Here is a 23049-nt window from a genome sequence, read left to right on the forward strand (position 1 = left end):
TATCTCGTTATAAAACCTTTTTACAATCATACTTATTTGTCCTATTTCATTCGCTACCTTACTTGCTTCCTACCCTATATATTCCTCACTGTATCAGAAACTCAATTTGTCCATTTCACTGAGTAGCATCATAGCAATTATGTATGCTGGGCGCATGAAATTTGCTATTATAGTCAGCACTTTAATATCAATATTATGATGCCCTTATGATGATTCATCCTCAGTACGATCCCGTAGCATTAGCCATTGGACCTGTCGAAGTCCATTGGTATGGGCTGATGTATTTACTGGCATTTGCTGCCGCTTATGGCTTAGCTTGGTATCGCAGCACCAAACGCGATAACTGGAATACCGACATGGTATCCGATTTGGTCTTCTTTGGTGCGCTTGGCGTCATTTTAGGTGGCCGTGTTGGCTATGTCTTGTTTTATCAATTCGGTGAATTGCTACAAAATCCTGCCTATCTTTTCAAAGTCTGGGAAGGCGGCATGTCATTCCATGGTGGCTTGATTGGTGTCATGCTCGGCATGCTATATTTTGCTCGTAAGTATAAAAAGACACCCTTTCAAGTATTGGATTTTGTCGTGCCATGCGTACCAACTGGCCTATTGTTCGGACGTATCGGCAACTACATAAATGCTGAGCTGTGGGGCCGTGTCTCTGACGGTGGCTATAATTGGCTGACCTACTTCCCGCAAGCGGCGGCGGCTGACATGCAGCAATTGCAAGCCAATCCTGAGCTGCAAGAGCTAATGACTGAAGTTAATGGACAGTATCTGCTGCCTCGTCATCCTTCACAATTGTATGAAGCACTTGCTGAAGGTTTATTGCTGTTCTTATTTTTATGGTGGTATTCCTCAAAACCACGCCCTCGTATGGCAGCAACAGGTGTGTTTATGTTGGGTTATGGCGTTAGCCGTTTCATCATCGAGTTCTTCCGTCAGCCAGATGTTGACCAAGGATTCATTTTGCTAGGCTGGGTGACCAAAGGGCAAATGCTAAGTGCGCCGATGATAATTATTGGCTTTATCCTACTAATATATGCTTACAAACGCGGCATCTATGACTGGGGTAAACAGGCTGCTTATTAAGCCATATATCAAACAGTATATTAAACAATACCGACGAGCATTTTTATGATTAACAGCACTAATGAGCAAGGCTATTTAGACTTGCTCAAACACGTTTTGACCACAGGCACTGAAAAAGGCGATCGTACTGGCACTGGTACGCTCAGCCACTTTGGCGCACAGCTACGCTTTGACTTAGCATCAGGGTTTCCGTTATTAACCACCAAAAAAGTCCACTTTAAATCCATTGCTTATGAACTATTTTGGTTTTTAAGTGGTAGTACTCACGTCGATTATCTGCAAGCTAATGGCGTACGCATTTGGAATGAATGGGCTACTGCAGAACAAACGGCACGCTTCAACCGTCCTGCTGGTGACTTGGGACCTGTCTATGGTCATCAATGGCGTAATTATGGCGCAACTAAAGACAATGCTGGTATTTATAATGCTGATGGTGTTGATCAAATCACTCAAGTCATCGAACAAATAAAGACCAACCCTAATTCACGCCGTCTGATCGTGTCTGGTTGGAATCCTGGCGAAGCGGATCAAGTTGCTTTACCACCTTGTCATACCATGTTTCAATTCTTTGTTGCAGACAATAAACTGTCGTGCCAGCTCTATCAGCGCTCAGCAGATTTATTTTTGGGTGTACCATTTAATATTGCTAGCTATGCGCTGCTGACCCACATGGTCGCGCAAATTTGTGGTCTAGACGTTGGAGAATTTATTTGGACTGGTGGTGATTGTCATATTTATCAAAACCACCGTGAGCAAGTTGAGCTACAGTTGACTCGCTCACTATATACATTACCAACCTTGACGCTCAACCCTGATATTGATGATATTTTTGCCTTCACCTATGAAGACGTTAGCGTTGAAGGTTACGAATCACACCCTGCTATTAAAGGAAAAGTTGCGGTATAGTATTTTTCTGATTGACTACTTTACACAAGATTAAAACGTTAAAAGCGAATAAAAAGGACAGATTATGAGTTATGCCCACACCGAAGTTGCCCAAATCGCAGCCATCAGTAGCAACCGCTGTATCGGTAAAAACAATGAGCTACCGTGGCATATCTCAGCAGATTTGCAGCACTTCAAAAAGATGACGACCAAAGAAAATGATGACGGTGTACAAGGCATCGTGATTATGGGTCGCAAGACATTTGAGTCGATGGGTAGCAAGCCGTTACCAAAGCGTGTGAGCTTCATTGTCACGACACAAATGGATTATGCTGAGACAAAAGGTCTCGCAGATAGCAGTAATGCTTACGTAGTACACAACCTAGACGATGCACTGACACAAGCGGCTAGCCTTGCTCATGGCGCACATCTCGATACGATATGGGTGATTGGTGGTGAGCGAGTATTTAGCGATGCTTTGATGTATACAGACCGTATTGAGCTGACTCATGTAGATACTGACATCGTTGACGGTGATGCATTTTACCCTGAGCTACCAGAACGATTTAAAGTAGCAGACGAATCTGATCAAATGCACGACGAAAAAAGTGATTTAAGCTTTAAGTTTACCACTTACAAAGTAGAGACTGATAAGTAGCAAAAACATATTAAAAAAGGGGCAGCCTTGGATAAGTAAAATTATCCAAGGTTGCCCCTTTTTTAATTTAATTCTCACGCAGTCTTATCTATATACTACCAACAAGATAAGAATCGATAGTCAATTACAGCTAATCGATTACTCGTGCAATACCTTATAAACTGTTTTTGCGAGCACAGGACCAATACCTTGTACGCCTGATAGCTCTTGTTGGGATGCCCCAAGCAATTGCTGCATACCGCCAAAGTGATTGAGCAAATCACGACGACGTTTCTCACCCAGCCCAGGTATCACCTCTAGTACCGACGATGAACGGCGTTTATCACGTTTCTTACGGTGCGCCGTAATCGCAAAACGATGCGCCTCATCACGAATATGCATCAGTAAATGTAGCGCCTTACTATCCATCGGCAAATCTAACGGTTCATGATCGATAAAGTGTAATACCTCCAGTCCAGCTTTACGCCCTTCTCCTTTTGCCACACTAATGAGCAAGGTATCACCCAAAACCCCCAACTCCGTTAATACTTCTTTGGCAATACCAAGCTGACCTTTACCACCATCAATCAGCAACAAATCTGGCAACGGCTGTTTCTTATAACGTCGGGTCAGCACTTGCTTCATCGCCGCATAGTCGTCACCGCCCTGAATATCATGAATAGCATATTGACGGTAATCGCGTCGGCGCGAGCCACCTTGATCAAATACCACGCAACTACCAATGGTCGCTTCACCCATCGTATGTGAAATATCAAAACATTCGATACGATCAATCGTCCGATCTGTGACCGTTGCCAGTACATCTTTTAGTGCGCCAAAGCGTGCATGTAGCTCTAAATAATCGCCAAGCTTGGTTTTTAGTGCATTACTGGTATTGAGTGTTGCTAAGTCCAACCATTCTGAACGATGCTCGCGCACATTGGTCTTAATGGCTACTTTATTACCAAAATGCGTTGCCAATGCTTCGCTTACTGCTATCTGATCTGGTATCTGATGGCTCAATATTATTTCGGCAGGTAAATCGTCAGTCACTTGGAAGTAAAAGGACGTAATAAAAGCTGATAGATTGTCTGCTAACAACTCACTACTATCAACATCAGGGAAATAATTTTTACCACCCAATACTCGACCGCCACGTACAGTCAGTACGTTGACACAAGTCATGCCAGCCTGACTAGCAATGGCAATCACATCTGCCTCACCTTGTACGGTATAGACCGCTTGCCTTGCTTGTACTTCGCGTAGCATTGATAGCTGGTCGCGATAAAATACTGCCTTTTCAAAATCTAATGCTTCAGCAGCACCTTCCATCTTTTCAATCAGCGTACTATGAATATCGCTAGAATCGCCCTTTAAAAAACGAATGGTATTATTCACATCTTCTGCATATTCCTCGGGCGAAACCAAACCCACACAGGGTGCACGGCAACGTTTGATCTGATACTCAAGACAAGGACGCTGACGCTGCTTAAAAAAAGTGTTGGTACACTGCCGCATTTGAAACATTTTTTGCATCAATACTAGCGTTTCTTTTGCCGCATGAGCAGAGGGAAACGGGCCAAAGAACCGACCTTTTTGGTGATTGCCTTTGCCGCGACCGTAAGCCAGGCGAGGATAAGGCTTATCGGCTGAGATAAACACATAAAGATACGATTTATCATCTCGCAGAAGCACGTTGTAAGGTGGACGATGCTCTTTGATTAGGTTCTGTTCAAGCAACAGCGCCTCGGTCTCACTACGCGTGATGATAGTCTCTATATCATGAATCCGCGCAACCAATGCTCGCGTCTTTGGATGATCGATTGTTTTGGCGAAATAGCTATTCACTCGGCTTTTAAGCGACTTAGCTTTGCCAACGTATAATATATCGCCATTTTTGCCCAGCATTTTATATACCCCTGGCAAGTTAGGCAGACGCTTAATCAAATGCTTAAGACGGGCTTTTTTATCATCGACAGGACTCGATTCTGAGACATTAACCATAGAATTTATTGCTCTTAAAAACCTTAGTAATACTGCTAGTTATGGGGCGGTAGTCATTGTTTTACAAGCCAATTATTATCGCAGCGCTACCCACAAAAAAGCCAGCTTTCGCTGGCTTAGTTTGTTCTATTATCGTTTGTTCAGCAACATGCTATCAATGACGGAAGTTCGCCATCAATGCTGGGATACCTGGTAGCATACCAACAATAGCCATAACGCCTGTTAGTACCACAAACATAATGCCTGGTATGATCCAGCGGCTCATCTTAGTCAAATTGGCACTACGCTCTTTAGAACCGATCAAGCCTAAGTTATCGAGCAACAACGTGAGTGACCAACCAAAGGCTGGGTTAACCAATGCTGAAGCAAATACCACGATAGCAGCAGACTGCGTGGTTTTACCTTCACGCGTCATCTCCATACCAGCTTCCAGTAATGGAATAAATACCCCAACGATCAAGGCCACACACATCACTGGTTGCCAAATGGCCAAATCCATCGGATAACCCCAAACACCAGCAATAATACAAAACAATGCCGTTAATAAAGCACCGGCAGGGATCGGACGTTTAGCAATTGCTGCTGGGACAATGTAAGTACCCCACGATGACGCAAAGTTAGCACCGCCCAATACAGAACCCGCCACCTGACGAATTGAAGCGCTGGTCATCGTATCATCGATATCCATTAATACTTTTTCAGTACGTTTAGGGTAGCTGATTTTTTGGAATACCTGATGACCTAAGAAATCTGGCGACCACATTGCCACAGCCAGAATAGCAAACGGCAGGACCACAATGAAACTTTCTATCGTAGGCAGACCTAGCATCCAACCTGTGTTTTCACCCCACCAATACATTGGGTTCATGTTTGGTAGACCTGGTGCCGTTTTAAACTCGAAAGGAGCGCCCAATGCGAAGGCAAGACCACCACCTAACACACAGCTCAACGGTACAGCTAGCCAGCGTTTTTGCCAATGTTCAAGCAGTGCATATAACAGGATAGTCGCCAAAATAATAAAGAAAGCGATATGCGACATACCAATCCCTTCTGCCCAAGCAAAGAGATTTTTAACCTGTGCAGTGGTGCCAATAAAGCCCAAGTAAATCAAGAGACCACCGCACACACCTTTACTGGTCAAGTTGGCCAGCAAGCTCCCCCCTTTACTGATCGCGAGGAGCAAACCAAAAGCACCGATAAGCAAACCAAAGGCCATCGGGTGCCCACCAGCTGCCACTACAATAGGAATCAAAGGAATGAGCGGACCATGCGTACCGGCAAGGTTGGCAGTCGGTAGTAAAAAACCTGAAAATAAAATAATAAAAAAGGAGACGATCAATAACTCGTAGCGTACGTTTTCTAAAACAAACGCGTCGCCCAAACCAAGTGGACCTGCAAAGGTTGCTGCAATGGCGCCCACCATAACAACTTTACCAATGGTTGCAGCCATCGCTGGGATAGTATCTTCGAACTCAAAACGGTAATCACGAAATGGTAAATTAGGACGCCAGCGTTTCGGCTGCATGATTTGTAATTCATGGTTTAAATAAGTATCACGGCTGTCGAAACTAGAACTCGGCTTATGTAAATCTACATAACTACCTTGTAGTTGACTGTCGTGGTTTTTATTCGAGGTCGGCGGATTAGACCCTGAAGAGGGGGTCTGAGGATTACTCATCACATTTCCTTGTGTCGATTACATCTTTGATTGACTATACACGTTCTGATCTAATGTCATAGACCAAAGCGCCTATTACAAACTGCGAACTATTGTATGTCATGACTTGATGAAATGCGAACCTAAAACCACTTAAAGATACTATGTACCTCATCCCAATATATAAATTAAAGTTTTCATTTAAGATGAAATTTACTTTAATAGAAAACCATTAGGAAAAAAACTTTCAATATAGGCTTTATATTAAAATAAATGACTATTTTATTGATAATAATTTACATCTAGACAATTTTTTATCAAATAATTGAATAGCAAAGATAATTATAATAAATAGCGACTGCTATCTATGAGTAACTATAAATATGTCAATTCAGTTACGCTTTAGCGCTAGCAGGCTGAATACTTTTTAATTATGATAAATACTTTTTATTGGTTTATTTCTAAGTAACACCAATCAAAACTGCATTATTGATAACATTAAAAAATTGAGAAAAGGCAACAGGACAAGTTTATGAGTGTATTACCTACCAATCTTGAGACTTTAAAACGTCGGGCAAAGCAAAGCATTATGCCATTGCTGACACCGCATTTATTGAGGCTACGCCTTAATACCTATGCACCATATATTGGCGCAGGTATTAAAATCGAGCATCTCAGTCTCGATCAAGGTTTGTGTGTGGTAAGCATGGGACTAAACACGCTGAATAAAAATATCGTCGGCACTCAATTCGGTGGTAGCTTATATTCAATGGTTGACCCTTTTTATATGCTCATACTGATGCATCAGTTAGGTAGCAACTATGTAGTTTGGGACAAAAGCTCACACATCGACTTTGTTGCGCCTGGCAATAGCAAAGTTACTGCTCGCATGAAAATACCTAGTTCTGAAATTATTACTATTCAAGAACTCGCAAAAGAAGGTGAAGCTGTTTTTCGTGAGTATAAAGTCGACATCGTTGATGAACAGCAAAAGCTAATTGCGACTATTACCAAAACGTTATACATCAGACTACGCAAGTATAGTAAATCCAAAGAGCAAGTAAGCCGTATCGATACACCTACCGCTGAATAAAACTTGTCTTTTAACTGATGATAGGGAAGTCATTAAAAATTACGTTTATTGAAGTTCTACATACAAAAACCCCAATCTAGCTTTCGCATAGATTGGGGTTTCGTCTTTTTTGGTATGGCCCGCTTATTTATAAATAAACCTATGAATAAGGGCTTGTATCTACTATTACCTTGTTTTAGATTAATCCTAAAATTATAGAATTAACCCAAAGTGGCAAACTTGTGCTTAGATACCAGGTGCAGTATCAACTGCATCAGGTACGCCAGCGTCAGTCTTTTTCTTAGCTGGACGTGGCGCAAGTTTTTCGCGAATACGTGCTGATTTACCAGAACGCTCACGTAAGTAGTACAGTTTCGCACGGCGAACAGCACCACGACGTTTCACTTCGATGCTATCGATGATTGGAGAATGCAATTGGAATGCACGCTCAACGCCAACGCCGCTTGAGATTTTACGTACGGTAAACGCTGAGTTTAGACCGCGGTTACGCTTAGCAATTACAACGCCTTCAAAAGCCTGTAAACGCTCACGCTCACCTTCACGTACTTTTACCTGTACCACAACGGTATCGCCGGGTGCAAAGTTTGGGCGCTCAAGCAATTGAGCGTTTTCGATGACCTGAACCAATGGATGCTTGTTGCTCATGAGAGTTATCTCCTCACATTAGATAATAGAGGCTTGACGCATATCACCTGTTTGTAATAATTAATCGCATCTCTTTATAGTGAGACACAACGTAAATGGGTTATAACCAACGGCCATTATGCTATGACTCGTTTTATTATTGCTCAAAATTCTATTTCTTAACTGTTTACCCAGCTTACTAACGATAAAACCAGATTTCAAAAACCTACCTTTTATCTGCTTTTGCCAGTGCTTTTAGCCACTTCGTTTGTTCTGCCGTTGGGGTAAACGCTTGCCATAAATCTGGACGACGCGTTTGCGTACGACTGACTTGCTGACTAAAACGCCACTTAGCAATATTGGCATGATGCCCTGATAGCAATACTTCAGGAACTGCCATGCCTTCAAACTCATGCGGCTTAGTATAATGTGGACAGTCAAGCAAACCATCGACAAAAGAGTCTTGCTCTGCTGACTTATCATCACCCATGATATCAGGCAAACGACGTATCACACTATCCATCAGCACCATTGCTGGCAACTCGCCACCAGTCAACACATAATCACCTAACGATATTTCCATATCAACATATTGTGACAGTAAACGCTCATCGATACCTTCATAACGACCACATAATAAAATCATGCCATCGTAATCAGTCATATTAACGACGCTACTTTCACTAAGCGTCTGTCCTTGTGGTGACATATAAATCACTGGACAGTGCTCACTATCAATACGGCAACCATATTGACTGGCACGCAACCGTGCATCCTCAATGGCTTTCGATAATGGCTCAGCCATCATCACCATTCCAGGACCGCCCCCATAAGGGCGCTCATCAATACGGCGATAGTTGTCGGTGGTATAATCACGTGGATTAATGCATTCAATCGTAACTTGCTCTTGAGTCACTGCTCGGCCCGTGATTCCAAACTCACGAATCGTGGCAAACATCTCAGGAAAAATACTAATTACGGCAAAATACATCTGATGTCTACTTGCGTTAAGGCTAAAACAATCGGTGTGAATATCAAGGGACTCTGACTAAAAGCCAAAATCGATATCAATAGTCACTCGGCCATGCCACAAGTACTGTTTTTTCAGTCATATCGACCTCTACTACAGTTTGCTTATGCCACGGAATCAGGCGTTCTTCATTGTCTAAACTGTCTGAATTTGCCGTTACACGCATGATGTCATGGGCACCGGTTTCAAACATTTCAGTGATATTACCTAGATACTCATCCTGCTCGTTCATCACGCGCAGACTGACCAAATCCGACCAATAATATTCATCTTCAGCTGTTTCAGGTAGGACGTTTTGTTCGACCCAAACGGTAACACCGTTCATGGTCTCAGCAACATTGCGATCAGGAATTTGCTCAAACTGAGCTACAATTCCTGTTCCTTGCTCACGCCAAGCTTTCACAGTCAAAGGTTTCATGCCAGTGGCAGTTTTCATCCACCACGGCTTCATGTCGAATATTGCTGTACGGTCATCCGTATCACTAAATACCCAAAGCCATCCCTTGATGCCGTAAGGCTTCTTAAGCTGACCAATTTTCATAAGGGCACTAGCGTTTGGAGTGGATGACATAGCAGCTAACCTAACAATGGTTAAAACAGCAATTGCAAAAACAATTGCGTCAAAAGCGATAAACAGTTAATGGCGCACCCTGGTCAGACCAGTTACGCTATGTATTCTAAAGTCTATAACAACAAAAACTTAAGCAGTTGCTTCAGTTTGAGCTGCAGACTTGTTGTAAGCTTTTACTAATGAAGCAACGCGATCTGAAGGTTGTGCACCTTTTGCGATCCACGCATTGTACGCTTCCATGTTTAGGCGTACTGCTTCCTCAGACTCTTTAGCGAGTGGGTTAAAAAAGCCGATGTTTTCAATATAGCGACCGTCACGCGCGCGGCGTTGATCAGCAACAACTACTTGATAAAATGGGCGTTTCTTGGCACCGCCCCGTGCTAAACGAATAACAACCATGTGAATTCTCTCTTTCGCAGGTATACCAAAAAGGGCATAATTATATCACAGTCTTTATTTGTTGAAAACATAAACTGTGCATATTTAATTATTTATTAACAATAGCTTAAATGTCGAGCTGAGTAAAACATGACTGATGATAGTTGCTCATTTTTAGAGTTTTTCTTTAGTTTCTATGAAACTCTCTGAAGAAACTAAAGTGGCTATATATACTGAACCCTAAGCTTAACTTTATAGCTACTCTGATAGTTATGTAGCTCAACCATTGATTGCATACTGTATCAGTACTATTTATTGATTATGATATTCTATGATATACCGCTTAAGTTAATGCTCGTACTAGCCTTAAGACGACTATGTTTAGAGAAACACAAGCTATATCACAATAACTTTTATTCTACTCTGTTGGACGCATATGATCTCTCCAAGCCCAAAGCCACGTCGAAAAGGTTGGCTGCCACGCTCTTATTCCAACACTTGGCTAACGACCTTGATGGTTGCCTTCATTGTACTTATCAGTGTGAGCCTATCGATTTTGTTTTTTTGGCGCAGTCTTTATTTGCCAGAACTAAAAAACCATGCGCGTTATTTGACGAGTGAGTTGCAACTGATTAATAGCGTCAATAAAGATTGGCAAGATCGCCCCGAAGTACGCCAATGGGTTTACCAGCATTCTCATGTCGTCGTGGTAAATAACCCTAGCGACTTTCCAGAAGTTGCTGATAAGCCATTCGTAAGCTTTTTTACTGACGTATTACAACGTGAAATCGGTGCACAGCTTGGTCGACCTGTAGAGGTCTATTTTAAATTTAAGCCAACGCCTCAGCTATGGGTGCAAGATAGCCGTGATAACAGCTTTTGGATGCGTGAACCTGTGGTTTACTATTCACAGTATAGCCCGACATTACTGGTTCTATTCTTGATTGGACTGCCTATCCTATCGCTACTAACGATTATTTTATTGGCACGTCAACTAAATCGTCCTTTACGCTATCTACAGCGAGCAGCTACTAATTATATTCGTCTCGGCCATGCAACCACACTTCCCACTCAGAAAGGACCCACAGAAATACGTCAGGTTAATATGGCATTTAACCGTCTGTTTACGACATTGAATCAAGCGCAGAAAGAGCGAACAATCATGCTCGCCGGTATCTCACACGATTTGCGGACGCCGTTAACGCGTATGCGCTTGACGGCAGAAATGCTACCAGATGACTTTTTTCGTGAAGGGCTGATTTACGATATTGAAGACATGGATGCTATTTTGGAGCAATTCATCTCATTTATGAAAGACGGTTCTGATGAGCCAGTCAGTCTGACCAATTTAGACACCATATTTAACGAAATCATGGTGCAGTTTGCCCCAATGAAGTTTGTATATGAATCAGAATGCGACAAGGTCGTTCCTGTACGTCCGTTATCCATCAAACGTATGATCATTAACTTGGTCAATAATGCCAATCGTTATGGCAAGCCACCTATTTATCTCTCGGCAACAGTTGTACCGACATTTATAGAAACTGTTGAGGACGAAGATACGGATGTGGTAAGTGAAAATGTGGTGAATAAAGAAGCACAAGAACAATTAGTGATTTGTGTGCGAGATTGCGGTAATGGCGTCGCTGATGATCAATTAGAACGGATCATGCAACCGTTTGAACGTGGCGAGACTGCACGAACTACTCAAGGTAGTGGATTGGGCCTTGCTATTGTGGATCGTATTGCACGATTACATCACGGTACAGTTGAAGCGATTAACCACCCTGAAGGTGGGCTACAGGTATGCATACGTATACCCCTACTCTCTAAAGTGGCTGGAGATACCACATTAGCTGCTGACGTAGAGGAAGTGTCTGAAGTAGACTGCACAGCGCCAAATTTAAAATAGTGATAAGACTTCAATCTAAATAAGCAAAGATATCAAAGCTAATCTTTGCTACCAATAACTGGCGGAATATACTCAGCACTGTTCGTGAAAGCTAGTGGCTGAGTAATCTCGTCTTGAGCTGTTTTTAACGTTTGGGTTGTTGATGGCTGCTTTAAGAATAAGTAATAGCCTAGCGTAATCGCATTCAATACAACCAAGCCACCAAATAAATATGGCATCCTATGCTCTCCTATGACATTGTTCAACTGTCCTAAAAATAGTGACGAATGCGCTATCGAGTTATGAAGGTATATAGTGTTAAGGCATTAAAATGACACTTATCCTCTTTAATAACATAGTTCATCATTGCGACTTGAACCGATAGCTTACTCTTATGATTTAATCTGACAACTTAGTATCAAAGTCGCGCTCGCTTTTTTCTTGCGTTAATTCATCAGCAGCAAGAATTTGTGTCAACGGCTTAATAGGCCATGTCATCACGAATCTTGCTCCGCCTAACTCACGACTCTCATCCACCTTCATACTACCATTAAACCAAAAGGCAATACGCGATACAATAGACAAGCCTAGACCATAGCCACCTGATGCGCGTGTACGGCTATCATCTAAGCGCGAGAATGGAATAAATACTTTTTCACGATCTGCTTCAGGAATACCATGTCCATCGTCTTCGACACTGACGAAGGCATTGCCTTTCTTGACGCCTGCACTAATGATGATGGTTGTTTCTGCGTAGCGTAACGCATTACCTGCAAGGTTCTGAATCACACGGTGTAAGTAGCGTCTATCTGCCACTGCCGTCACTTTTGCATTTGGTAAACTGGCCACTATTTTGATAGGTTTGCCGAGTGCATTGGTTTCGCGTTCGATTTGCTCTAATAGCTCTCTTAGATTTACCGGTTCTAAATCTAACTTTGGCGACCCTTCTTCTAATTTGGCATAGGTCAAAATCTCATCGATCAAACCATTCAGCGACTCAATATCTTCATCAATATAGTCACGCTGCATAAAGCGTGAGTCTTCATCATCCGTATCAGCAAGCATATCTACCGCAAATCGAATACGAGCCACTGGCGTACGAAGCTCGTGCGATACTGCTCGGGTAAGCTCTCGTTGTGACTCGATCAAACGCTTGATGTGTGAAGTCATGGCGTTAAACGTCGCTGATAAGCGCGCTATTTCATCTTGACCTATTACCTGCACTTGAATATCAAGGTTGCCTTGACTAACCTCGTTCACACCCACCTGAATCAATTGTAGCTTACGCTCGAGTGGGAAGATGAGTGCATACACACCCAAGCTGATCAAGAACATACTGATAAGGATCATACTGATAATTAAGTTAAGCGGGAACCAATTAAATAAAGGTATAGGCCCAATCAGAATTGCCATATCATTGATTTCAGATGGTACCACTACCCTAATAGCAGAGTTACTCGTACTACTATTAGTATCTTGCAACGATATGACGACTTCGTCACGGCGTAAGCGTGCCATTTGATCTGAATCTAACTCAAGTGTATTCGCCGCTTTGAAAGCTAAAGGAAAAGAGAACTTTTTCTCCAGTTCAGCCAAACGTGCTCGCTTGTCCGATAGCGTCATATGATAAGACAAATCATCTAGCAGGAATACTGCGATTGCTCGTACTTGCTGCTCTGTAACTTGTGAGATTCTCGCTGTTAAAACACTCTCGTTATCAGGCAAACGGTAATAAACACCTGCATGTACAGGTTGGCTAACATAACGTACAACGGTATTATCATTTTCGAAGCTGCGCAATTCACTAGCACTAAAGTCTACTTCATTGATCGGCAACACCTTAAAGGTAGCACCAAACAAACTACTCGCATCTGACAACCAGTACTCACGTTCTTCTTCACTATTTTGGTGAGAGATTCCCTCACTTACCAAATGAAAAGCACCCGTTGCCATACTTTCACGATAGGACTGCACACGCTCCTTATTGATGGTGTCCATCAATAACTGTGCAAACAACGCCACACATAAGCAGACTATAAGTAGTCCAGCATAAATACGAACAAAAATACTGTGTTTTAAAGAAGAGACTAATGACATACGTGCCGTGACCAACTTAATAAGTAGAGATTACTAATATCATCTAATACATAAACAGTGATATATAACAATATCAAGTATTATTGACTAGAGATAAACTTTAACTGCCACATTTTAATTCATATGCAGCAATCGTCCAAAGACTTATATGTATTACATATATTTAGTCAGCGTCTATATAATGGGTTAATTAAACCACATAACACTGCATTTAAGTTCAAAAATTAAAATTTAGCCACAAAAAAACCAGCATCGTTGCTGGTTTTTTCAAATAGTGTTTAATAATTAATCAACATACAAAAGCAAAGCTATTAGTTGCCTTCTTTTACGAATAGATAGCCTTTGCTACGTACTGTCTTAATACGTTTTGGATTTTCTGGATCATCACCAATTTTTGGACGAATACGTGAGATGCGTACATCGATTGAACGATCCTGACCATCATATTCAATGCCGCGTAGACGCTCAAAAATATCTTCACGAGATAGAATACGGCCTGCATTAGAAGCAAGTAACCACAGTAGATCATATTCAGCGCTAGTAAAATCAACCAACTCCTCACCTAGATGCACTGAACGACCACCATTGTCGATTACTAACTCGCCGAACTCTAGACGTTGTGGTACATCTTCTGATGGTGCATTTTCTGAGCGACGCAATAGCGCGCGAATACGGGCAAGCAATACACGTGGCTGAGCAGGCTTAGCAACGTAATCGTCAGCACCCATCTCAAGACCTAATACTTGATCCATATCTTCAGTGCGTGCGGTCAACATCAAAATTGGGTTTTGATAATGCGGGCGCACTTCGCGGCAAACTGTCAGACCATCGCTACCAGGTAGCATGACATCAAGTACAACCATATCTGGTTGCTCATTGACGATACGGCGAATAGCACGATTACCATCAGTTTCAATTGCTACTTCTAAACCATTTTTGACCAAGTAATCTTGAGTCAACATGGCCAGACGTTCATCATCTTCAACAATCAAGATTCGGGGGGTATTGTCTTCTTCAGTCGTTGTCATTGTTATATCCTCTAATACATCTAATTTAAAAGCAGTAAAAGTAAAAGCGGTAAAAATTAATAGCACCCTATAGTGGCACAATTTATGTTCGTATAGCTGTTACAAACTTAGTAGCACAGTATACTATTAAATGGTCAGCTTCCTATACTATAGCTGATAGTCGGTAACAAAACCTATAAACTACCTCTACCAAAACTTTAGTTTACGTCCAAAAATTCTGCTACTTACTTTACTGGTACTTAATAGTTTCTATTATTTATAGTTTGCTAGTTAAATGAACTGTCAAGCTAACGTTATCGCGTACAATTACTGCTCGTTACTTATAATACGTTATCTCTAATATAACCATATATTATCGTTGTCGCTAGTGTCTTTTTGAGAAAACCCTAATAGACAATGATTCATTGATAGTGGCTCATTGATAGTGACAAGGTATTTCCCCACGGATGGTTTAAACGACCATACGTCACAGCCAAAAATGATCATGTTCATTTACCACAAAACAGTTAATTTCATAATCAATAGACATAAAAAAACAGCCCATGATGGACTGTTCATTTATGATTGCTAAAACAATAGCTGTAAGCAACTGTTTAAAGCTATCAGTAATAAATTACGCGCGGTTTTTGTACTTACGAAGGGTCTGTAATTGTCCTACTGACTCTGCAAGTGAGGCCAAAGCCGCATTAGTTTGTAGTGTATCAGATTGGTTAACTAGCATTTGCTCAGCTTTTCTACGTGCTTCAACAATTTTGCTTTCGTCAAGATTGTGTGCACGCATAGCTGTATCAGCCAATACCGTAACCATTTTAGGTTGTACTTCTAGTACACCACCTGAGACATAAATCACTTCTTCTTCACCGTTTGGCGTTTGCACTCGCATTGCACCTGGCTTTAGCAAAGTAATAAGCGGTGTGTGACCTGGCAATACACCAATCTCGCCTTCGGTACCAGTAGCTATTAACATGCTAATTTCGCCTGAATACAACTCTTCACGAGCACTTACGACGCGACATTGTAACGTTGCCATACTTAATTCCTTACCATCAAAGCGCGATCAAAAAACAGTAAAAACTGCGATGCGTTACTGAAGAGTAGATATAAGATTCATATTATATCTACTCATTAGCTCATACAACTTAAGCTGCAGAAGACTTCATTTTTTCAGCTTTAGCGACTACTTCATCAATGCTACCAGCCATGTAGAATGCCTGCTCTGGTAGGTCATCGTATTCACCAGCAATGATTGCTTTAAAGCTAGCAATGGTATCGCGTAGTGCTACATATTTACCAGGCGCACCAGTAAAGACTTCAGCTACGTGGAATGGTTGAGACAAGAAGCGCTGAATCTTACGAGCACGATAAACAACCAATTTATCTTCTTCTGATAACTCATCCATACCCAAGATAGCGATGATGTCTTTAAGCTCTTTATAACGCTGTAGAACTTCCTGAACACCACGAGCAACATTATAATGCTCTTCACCAATTACTTGTGGATCTAGCTGACGCGACGTTGAATCGAGTGGATCAACCGCAGGATAGATACCTTGTGATGCGATATCACGACTTAGTACAACTGTTGCATCCAAGTGAGCAAACGTTGTAGCAGGTGATGGATCGGTCAAATCATCCGCAGGTACGTATACAGCCTGAACTGAAGTAATAGAACCTGACTGAGTTGAAGTAATACGCTCTTGTAGCAAGCCCATCTCTTCAGCTAGTGTTGGCTGATAACCAACCGCTGATGGCATACGACCAAGCAATGCTGATACTTCAGTACCGGCTAGTGTATAACGGTAGATGTTATCAACAAACAACAATACGTCACGACCTTTACCAGTGGCAGGATCTTTAGTATCACGGAAGTACTCAGCCATGGTCAAACCAGACAGTGCAACACGCAAACGGTTACCCGGTGGCTCATTCATCTGGCCATATACCATTGCTACTTTAGATTTGCTAAAGTCTTCAGTGTTTACAACGCCAGCTTCTTGCATTTCGTGATAGAAATCATTACCTTCACGAGTACGCTCACCAACACCAGCAAATACTGATAAACCTTCATGTTTTAGAGCGATGTTGTTGATAAGCTCCATCATGTTAACGGTTTTACCAACACCAGCACCACCAAACAGACCAACTTTACCACCTTTAGCGAACGGGCAAAGCAAATCGATTACTTTAATACCAGTTTCTAACAGCTCGGTGCTGTTTGACTGGTCAGCATAGCTTGGCGCATCACGGTGGATAGACCATTTTTCTTCTGCTGCAACAGGACCTTCTTCATCGATAGGACGACCAAGAACATCCATAATGCGACCAAGTGTGCCTGTACCTACTGGTACAGAAATAGCTGCACCTGTATTGGTAACAGGTAGGTTACGCTTTAGACCTTCAGTTGATCCCATAGCAATAGTACGTACGATACCATCACCTAGCTGTTGCTGTACTTCTAGGGTAGTTTCGGTACCATCTACTTCCAAGGCATCAAAAATTTGAGGAACTTCATTACGGTTGAACTCAACGTCAAGAACCGCGCCAATAATCTGTACAATACGACCGCTACTCATTGCGTTCTCCTTGAACTTCTATATATAGGTGTAGTCAATTATGAAACAGCAGCAGCACCGCCAACGATTTCCGAAATCTCTCGGGTAATCGCCGCTTGACGCAGCTTGTTATAAACCAACTGTAAATCGTTAATAAGGTCACCAGCATTATCTGTTGCCGCTTTCATCGCAACCATACGTGAAGACTGCTCAGAGGCGATGTTTTCCATTACCGCTTGATAGACAATCGACTCGATATAGCGACCAAGCAATTCATCAATCAATGTCTTGATGTCAGGCTCGTAGATATAATCCCAGCTAAGTTCTGTCTGTAGACCACTGTCTTCGTCATCAAATGATTGCTCTGGTAGAGGAACCAACTGATTAACCGTTGGTTTCTGGGTCATCGCATTGACGAATCGGTTGTAGACCACATAGATACGGTCAATATTACCGTTTCTATAGTCTTCAAGCATGGCTTGAACCGGTGCATTCAATTGCTCAAATGTTGGTTTATCGCCATAATCAGTCACAGCCGAGGTAACTTTACCACCAAAGTTTTTGAAGAAACTCACACCTTTGGCACCGATGACTGCAAACTCAGCTTGTACAGACTGATCTTGATAATCTTGAATACTTTTAGATAAGGCTTTGAATAGGTTAATATTCAAACCACCCGCTAGGCCACGGTCAGAGGTAATGACTATATAGCCAACCTTATTGACTGGACGCGATACCATATACGGATGTTTATAATCTGATGAGGCATGCACCAAATGTGAAATAACCCGGCGCATACTATCAGCATACGGGCGACCCACTTCCATGCGCTCTTGTGCACGGCGCATTTTACTTGCCGCTACCATTTGCATAGCACGAGTAATTTTCTGGGTGCTTTTAATACTGGTGACTTTGGCACGTATCTCTTTTAAGCTTGCCATAATGATTCCAATATAAGAGGGTTAAAAAGCATTGGCGCATGCGACAATCGTTTGATATACAACATCAATTCCATAGAATAACATTTTATATCTTGTGGCATTACGCGATCTAATACCGGTAATGGTTAAAACAGTGGCGCAAATATCTAGTCAGACAACGCGCCACTTTTCAAACGACAATTATAACCAATTCGGCTTAACCCGTTAAATTAATAACTGTGATTTTGTTTAAAGGTCTCTAAAGCTGACTTTAAACGACCTGCGATATCATCGTTGTAGTTCGCAGTGTCATCAATCTCACGCATCAATTCACTTTGCTCATCATGCATATAACGCAAGTATGCTTCTTCAAAAGAACCAATCTTTTCGACAGGCACATCAGATAAGAAGCCTTCGTTTGAAGCATAGATAACGGCTGCTTGCTCAGAAATTGACATTGGTTGATACTGTTTCTGCTTCATCAACTCTGTAACACGCTCACCATGATCAAGCTGTTCGCGAGTTGCGTCATCAAGATCTGATGCAAACTGAGCAAATGCTGCTAGTTCACGATATTGAGCTAGAGCAGTACGAATACCACCAGATAATTTCTTAATAATCTTAGTCTGTGCTGAACCACCAACACGAGATACCGAGATACCAGCATTTACTGCCGGACGAATACCTGAGTTGAATAGGCTAGATTCTAAGAAGATCTGACCATCAGTGATTGAAATAACGTTAGTTGGTACGAATGCAGATACGTCACCAGCTTGTGTCTCAATGATTGGTAGTGCGGTTAAAGAACCAGTTTTACCTTTCACTTCACCGTTAGTGAATTTTTCTACATAGTCAGCATTTACACGTGATGCACGCTCAAGTAGGCGTGAGTGTAAATAGAATACGTCACCAGGATATGCTTCACGACCTGGCGGACGACGTAGTAATAGTGAAATCTGACGGTAAGCAACTGCTTGCTTTGATAAGTCATCAAATACAATCAGTGCATCTTCGCCGCGGTCACGGAAGTATTCGCCCATCGTACAACCTGAGTACGGTGCGATATACTGAAGTGCTGCAGGCTCTGATGCTGAAGCAACCACAACAGTGGTATATTCTAGTGCGCCAGTTTGTTCAAGCTTACGTACTACGTTAGCGATAGTCGAACGTTTCTGTCCGATAGCTACGTATACACATTTAATGCCAGAAGCTTTCTGTGCGATAATCGCATCGATAGCCATCGCTGTTTTACCAGTCTGACGGTCACCAATGATAAGCTCACGCTGACCACGACCGATTGGAATCATGGTATCAACGGCTTTATAACCAGTCATTACTGGTTGATCTACTGATTGACGGTCGATAACGCCTGGAGCGATCTTTTCGACTTTGTCAGTCATCTTAGCATCGATAGGACCTTTGCCATCAATAGGATTACCCAAAGCATCAACAACACGGCCTAACAGCTCAGGACCTACTGGTACTTCAAGAATACGACCAGTACAATAGGCTTTTTGACCTTCTTGCAGCTTTAGGTAATCACCAAGTACTACCGCGCCAACAGAATCACGCTCTAAGTTTAGAGCCATTCCGTAGATTTCGCCTTCAAACTCAATCATTTCGCCGTACATGGCATCTTCAAGACCATGAATCTGCACGATACCGTCAGATACTTTGACAATCGTGCCTTCATTCTTTGCAGTTGCACCCGCATCAAGGTCTTGAATACGCTGCTTAATCAGGTTACTGATTTCCGCTGGATTCAATTGTTGCATTGCCTTGTTTCCTTTAATTTATGATAACCCGCCCACTGACTTAAATGCTCTTATAATCATACCGTCAATATTTGACTGTATTGATGAATGGCATTAGGCAGTTAGCTGTGTTTTTAACTGTTGTAACTTGCCGCGCATCGAATCGTCAATAACTTTGTCACCGACTTTGATTGTAGCGCCTGCCAATAGACTTGGATCAACTGATTCGTGAATCACGATGCTCGCATTCAACGAGGTAGTCAGACGTGTTTGTATCGTCTGACGCTGTTCATCAGTCAATGGGTAGGCAGAAGTCACGTATGCGTCAAGCTGCTTTAAGCTTATTGCCTTGTGACGGCGATAATGCTCATAAATTTCAGGAAGCAGCGCTAGGCGCTCTTGTAGCGCTAACTGCTTAACAAAATTACTGAGCTCAGGTGATATTTTAGGGTAGCTAATACTGTTACCGTAGCGAGAACCTTTGCTCTCGCCTAGTAGCTGTTTAAAAGCAGAGTCGTTATCACCGGCCACTTGTGAGTCATAAAGATCGACCAAAGCAGCTGACTTATGCTCAGCAGAAACAGCTGGATTGTCTAGCCAAGTACTGAACGACTTGTCATTGACAACAGTACTAGCAACAAGCAAGAAATCTTCCCACTCAGGTACAGCGCCGTTTTCATTGGCATAGTCAAACGCAGCTTTAGCGTACGGTCGTGCTAGGGTTGATAAGTCAGCCATTATATCCTCACAATTACAGCTTCGCCGCCAGTTGGTCTAGCATACTGGCATGTTTTTGTGCATCGACTTTATCTTGCAAAATCTTCTCTGCACCAAGTACAGCCAGTTCAGCAACTTGGGCACGTAATGATTCACGCGCTTGATTGATTTCTTGGTCGATAGATGCTTGCGCTTGTTGACGAATGCGCTCACCTTCCGCTTGGGCTTGTGATTTTGCATCTTCGACTAGCTGATTGGCACTCTTGTTCGCTTGCTCAATTAGAGCAGCGGCCTTGGTCTTTGCAAGATCAAGTTCCTGCTGGACATTTTGCTCCGCGGTCGCCAGATCTGCTTTTGCTTTCTCTGCGGCATTCAGACCATCAGCAATTTTACGCTGACGCTCATTGATGGCACCGATAAGTGGTGGCCACACGAATTTCATGCAGAAAACCACAAATATTGCAAAAGCAATGGCTTGACCGACGAGGGTAAAATTGATATTCACGTGATCACCTCTTTGTTAATGAAAAATCAGTTTCATTGATCATGTTTGGTAGTCAAAATTTGACTATATTTGATAGAAAGCTTCCGAATACCAAACATTTACAACTGAGCTTTCGGATTAACCTGCTAGAGGGTTAGCGAACAACAATAGCATAGCAATACCAACACCGATCATCGGAATAGCATCAAGAAGACCTGCTACGATGAACATACGAGTTTGCAATTGTGAGCCAAGCTCTGGTTGACGCGCAACGCCTTCTAAGAATTTTCCACCTAGAATAGCAAAACCAATACCTGTGCCAAGTGCGCCAAGACCGATAAGTAGTGCTACTGCGATAACTGTGTAACCACCTAATACTGGATCCATTGATGTATCCTCATTTACCTATTGAATGTCTAATTAATGTTCAGTTGATGATGCAAGCGACATATAAACTATCGTCAGCATCATGAATACGAACGCTTGAAGTGTAATAACTAAGATGTGGAAGATAGCCCACGGTACCGATAACGCCCATTGAATCCAAAACGGCATTAGAGCAATCAGTATGAAAATCAATTCCCCAGCATACATGTTGCCGAATAGACGTAAACCAAGTGATACAGGTTTGGCTATTAGAGTAACTGCTTCTAGGATGAAGTTGATGGGAATCAAAATCGCTTGTACGATTGGGTTTTTGGCACCAAACGGATGCAGTGTTAACTCTCCGATAAAGCCGCCTAAACCTTTTTCTTTAATGCTATAAAAGATAATCAGTGCAAAGACAGAGAACGACATGCCAAGCGTAATGTTAGGATCAGTCGTTGGAACAATCTTAAAGAAAACATGGTGTGGATCATGACCCATAGCAGCACCGATTTGCCCAGCAATACCTGGAATGAAATCGACAGGGATTAAATCCATCAAGTTCATCAAAAAGATCCAGACAAAAATGGTCAACGCTAATGGCGCAATCAATTTTGATGTACCACTGTATGAATCACGAACGTTGTTATCAACAAACTCAACGATCATCTCAACTGCTGCTTGAGTTTTTCCTGGCACGTCTGAGGTGACTTTTTTAGCAACCATCCAAAAGACGGTGCAAAACAAAATGCCCAGACCAATTGACCATAGCATAGAATCAAGATGGATAGCATTAAAGCCCATTGCCCCTGCTTCCTCAGCAGTATGAGCAACTTTCCAACCTTCGCCCGGCAGATAGCCATACGTCCAATTCGTTAAGTGGTGAGAGATATATTCTGATGATGTTTGCTCGGATGCCATAATGTAAGCTTCTTATTAATCAACGATTTAATCAACTACCAAAAATATGGTTGTCATCTGATGAGGCATAGTATCTGCATCTATTTTGCTATTGAGCCAAAATAAACGGTACTAAGTTACTCATGTAACCAACAACATCCAACCCATAGTTCTATTACTAATATGCAGTATTTGATAGCATCAGATAAATTTTAGCTATCAAAAAAGGGCTTACGATAACTCAGTAATAGCCCTTGCATTTTTATACGCAAAATTCTTATATATGTACTTGCCTACTGACCGCTGTTCACGATCGGCGCATAATGTAGCGCTTATAAGCATAATATTTAGCCGCCTATATTAATGCAGC

General features: G+C 42.2%; 22 protein-coding genes. 5 read left to right on the forward strand and 17 right to left on the reverse strand.

Annotated elements, in window-relative coordinates:
- Positions 1–206 precede the first annotated feature (206 nt).
- From lgt to ACT3QN_RS11015, 3 genes are all read left to right on the forward strand, one after another.
- Positions 207–1091, forward strand: a complete 885-nt coding sequence (gene lgt, locus ACT3QN_RS11005; protein ID WP_444522956.1) for a prolipoprotein diacylglyceryl transferase — start codon at positions 207–209, stop codon at positions 1089–1091.
- Between the two features lie 45 nt (positions 1092–1136).
- Positions 1137–1997 carry a thymidylate synthase gene (locus ACT3QN_RS11010; RefSeq protein ID WP_444522957.1) on the forward strand — a complete coding sequence of 287 codons (861 nt, stop codon included), beginning with the start codon at positions 1137–1139 and terminating at the stop codon, positions 1995–1997.
- 64 nt (positions 1998–2061) lie between these two features.
- The gene (locus tag ACT3QN_RS11015) at positions 2062–2634 is read left to right on the forward strand and encodes a dihydrofolate reductase (protein WP_444522958.1); all 573 of its coding nucleotides are present in this window, start codon (positions 2062–2064) and stop codon (positions 2632–2634) included.
- Between the two features lie 138 nt (positions 2635–2772).
- On the opposite strand, the gene uvrC is transcribed toward ACT3QN_RS11015, so the two are convergent.
- Entirely contained in the window at positions 2773–4617 is a 1845-nt protein-coding gene (gene uvrC, locus ACT3QN_RS11020; protein ID WP_444522959.1) for an excinuclease ABC subunit UvrC, read from the reverse strand.
- Between the two features lie 154 nt (positions 4618–4771).
- Entirely contained in the window at positions 4772–6295 is a 1524-nt protein-coding gene (locus tag ACT3QN_RS11025) for a DUF3360 family protein (protein ID WP_444522960.1), read from the reverse strand.
- A gap of 511 nt (positions 6296–6806) precedes the next feature.
- On the opposite strand from ACT3QN_RS11025, the gene ACT3QN_RS11030 reads away from it, so the two are divergent.
- Positions 6807–7367 carry a DUF4442 domain-containing protein gene (locus ACT3QN_RS11030; protein WP_444522961.1) on the forward strand — a complete coding sequence of 187 codons (561 nt, stop codon included), beginning with the start codon at positions 6807–6809 and terminating at the stop codon, positions 7365–7367.
- A gap of 225 nt (positions 7368–7592) precedes the next feature.
- Here ACT3QN_RS11030 and rplS read toward each other — a convergent pair whose 3' ends face one another.
- From rplS to rpsP, 4 genes are all read right to left on the reverse strand, one after another.
- A complete protein-coding gene (rplS, locus tag ACT3QN_RS11035) occupies positions 7593–8012 on the reverse strand; it encodes a 50S ribosomal protein L19 (protein ID WP_444520655.1) in 420 nt (139 codons plus the stop codon).
- A 205-nt stretch (positions 8013–8217) separates the two neighbouring features.
- The gene (gene trmD / locus ACT3QN_RS11040) at positions 8218–8982 is read right to left on the reverse strand and encodes a tRNA (guanosine(37)-N1)-methyltransferase TrmD (protein ID WP_444522962.1); all 765 of its coding nucleotides are present in this window, start codon (positions 8980–8982) and stop codon (positions 8218–8220) included.
- Between the two features lie 76 nt (positions 8983–9058).
- Positions 9059–9592 carry a ribosome maturation factor RimM gene (gene rimM / locus ACT3QN_RS11045; protein WP_444520657.1) on the reverse strand — a complete coding sequence of 178 codons (534 nt, stop codon included), beginning with the start codon at positions 9590–9592 and terminating at the stop codon, positions 9059–9061.
- Between the two features lie 129 nt (positions 9593–9721).
- Positions 9722–9991, reverse strand: a complete 270-nt coding sequence (gene rpsP / locus ACT3QN_RS11050; protein ID WP_068038349.1) for a 30S ribosomal protein S16 — start codon at positions 9989–9991, stop codon at positions 9722–9724.
- A 415-nt stretch (positions 9992–10406) separates the two neighbouring features.
- Between rpsP and ACT3QN_RS11055 the strand changes: the two genes are divergently transcribed.
- Positions 10407–11882 (forward strand): ATP-binding protein, encoded by a 1476-nt coding sequence (locus ACT3QN_RS11055; protein ID WP_444522963.1) that lies wholly within the window; start codon positions 10407–10409, stop codon positions 11880–11882.
- A gap of 38 nt (positions 11883–11920) precedes the next feature.
- On the opposite strand, the gene ACT3QN_RS11060 is transcribed toward ACT3QN_RS11055, so the two are convergent.
- The 11 genes from ACT3QN_RS11060 to atpB all read right to left on the reverse strand — a co-directional run bounded on the left by ACT3QN_RS11060 (position 11921) and on the right by atpB (position 22700).
- Positions 11921–12100 carry a hypothetical protein gene (locus ACT3QN_RS11060; protein WP_444522964.1) on the reverse strand — a complete coding sequence of 60 codons (180 nt, stop codon included), beginning with the start codon at positions 12098–12100 and terminating at the stop codon, positions 11921–11923.
- Positions 12101–12260: 160 nt separating this feature from the next.
- Complete coding sequence (locus ACT3QN_RS11065; RefSeq protein ID WP_444529212.1) at positions 12261–13958, reverse strand: ATP-binding protein; 1698 nt, start codon at positions 13956–13958, stop codon at positions 12261–12263.
- Positions 13959–14269: 311 nt separating this feature from the next.
- Positions 14270–14986, reverse strand: a complete 717-nt coding sequence (locus ACT3QN_RS11070) for a response regulator (RefSeq protein ID WP_444520661.1) — start codon at positions 14984–14986, stop codon at positions 14270–14272.
- Positions 14987–15599: 613 nt separating this feature from the next.
- The gene (locus ACT3QN_RS11075; RefSeq protein WP_444520662.1) at positions 15600–16016 is read right to left on the reverse strand and encodes a F0F1 ATP synthase subunit epsilon; all 417 of its coding nucleotides are present in this window, start codon (positions 16014–16016) and stop codon (positions 15600–15602) included.
- Between the two features lie 109 nt (positions 16017–16125).
- Complete coding sequence (gene atpD, locus ACT3QN_RS11080; RefSeq protein WP_444522966.1) at positions 16126–17559, reverse strand: F0F1 ATP synthase subunit beta; 1434 nt, start codon at positions 17557–17559, stop codon at positions 16126–16128.
- A 38-nt stretch (positions 17560–17597) separates the two neighbouring features.
- Complete coding sequence (gene atpG / locus ACT3QN_RS11085; protein ID WP_444520664.1) at positions 17598–18479, reverse strand: F0F1 ATP synthase subunit gamma; 882 nt, start codon at positions 18477–18479, stop codon at positions 17598–17600.
- 209 nt (positions 18480–18688) lie between these two features.
- Positions 18689–20233 (reverse strand): F0F1 ATP synthase subunit alpha, encoded by a 1545-nt coding sequence (gene atpA / locus ACT3QN_RS11090; protein WP_192518627.1) that lies wholly within the window; start codon positions 20231–20233, stop codon positions 18689–18691.
- A gap of 93 nt (positions 20234–20326) precedes the next feature.
- Positions 20327–20950, reverse strand: coding sequence for a F0F1 ATP synthase subunit delta (locus ACT3QN_RS11095; RefSeq protein ID WP_444520665.1), 624 nt, complete (start codon positions 20948–20950; stop codon positions 20327–20329).
- Between the two features lie 13 nt (positions 20951–20963).
- Positions 20964–21434 (reverse strand): F0F1 ATP synthase subunit B, encoded by a 471-nt coding sequence (locus ACT3QN_RS11100; RefSeq protein WP_319052000.1) that lies wholly within the window; start codon positions 21432–21434, stop codon positions 20964–20966.
- 117 nt (positions 21435–21551) lie between these two features.
- Positions 21552–21800 carry a F0F1 ATP synthase subunit C gene (atpE, locus tag ACT3QN_RS11105; protein ID WP_010197960.1) on the reverse strand — a complete coding sequence of 83 codons (249 nt, stop codon included), beginning with the start codon at positions 21798–21800 and terminating at the stop codon, positions 21552–21554.
- Between the two features lie 33 nt (positions 21801–21833).
- Entirely contained in the window at positions 21834–22700 is an 867-nt protein-coding gene (gene atpB / locus ACT3QN_RS11110) for a F0F1 ATP synthase subunit A (protein WP_444520666.1), read from the reverse strand.
- Positions 22701–23049 lie beyond the last annotated feature (349 nt).

This window comes from Psychrobacter sp. AOP7-C1-14, assembly GCF_052376135.1.
Taxonomy (GTDB): Bacteria; Pseudomonadota; Gammaproteobacteria; order Pseudomonadales; family Moraxellaceae; genus Psychrobacter.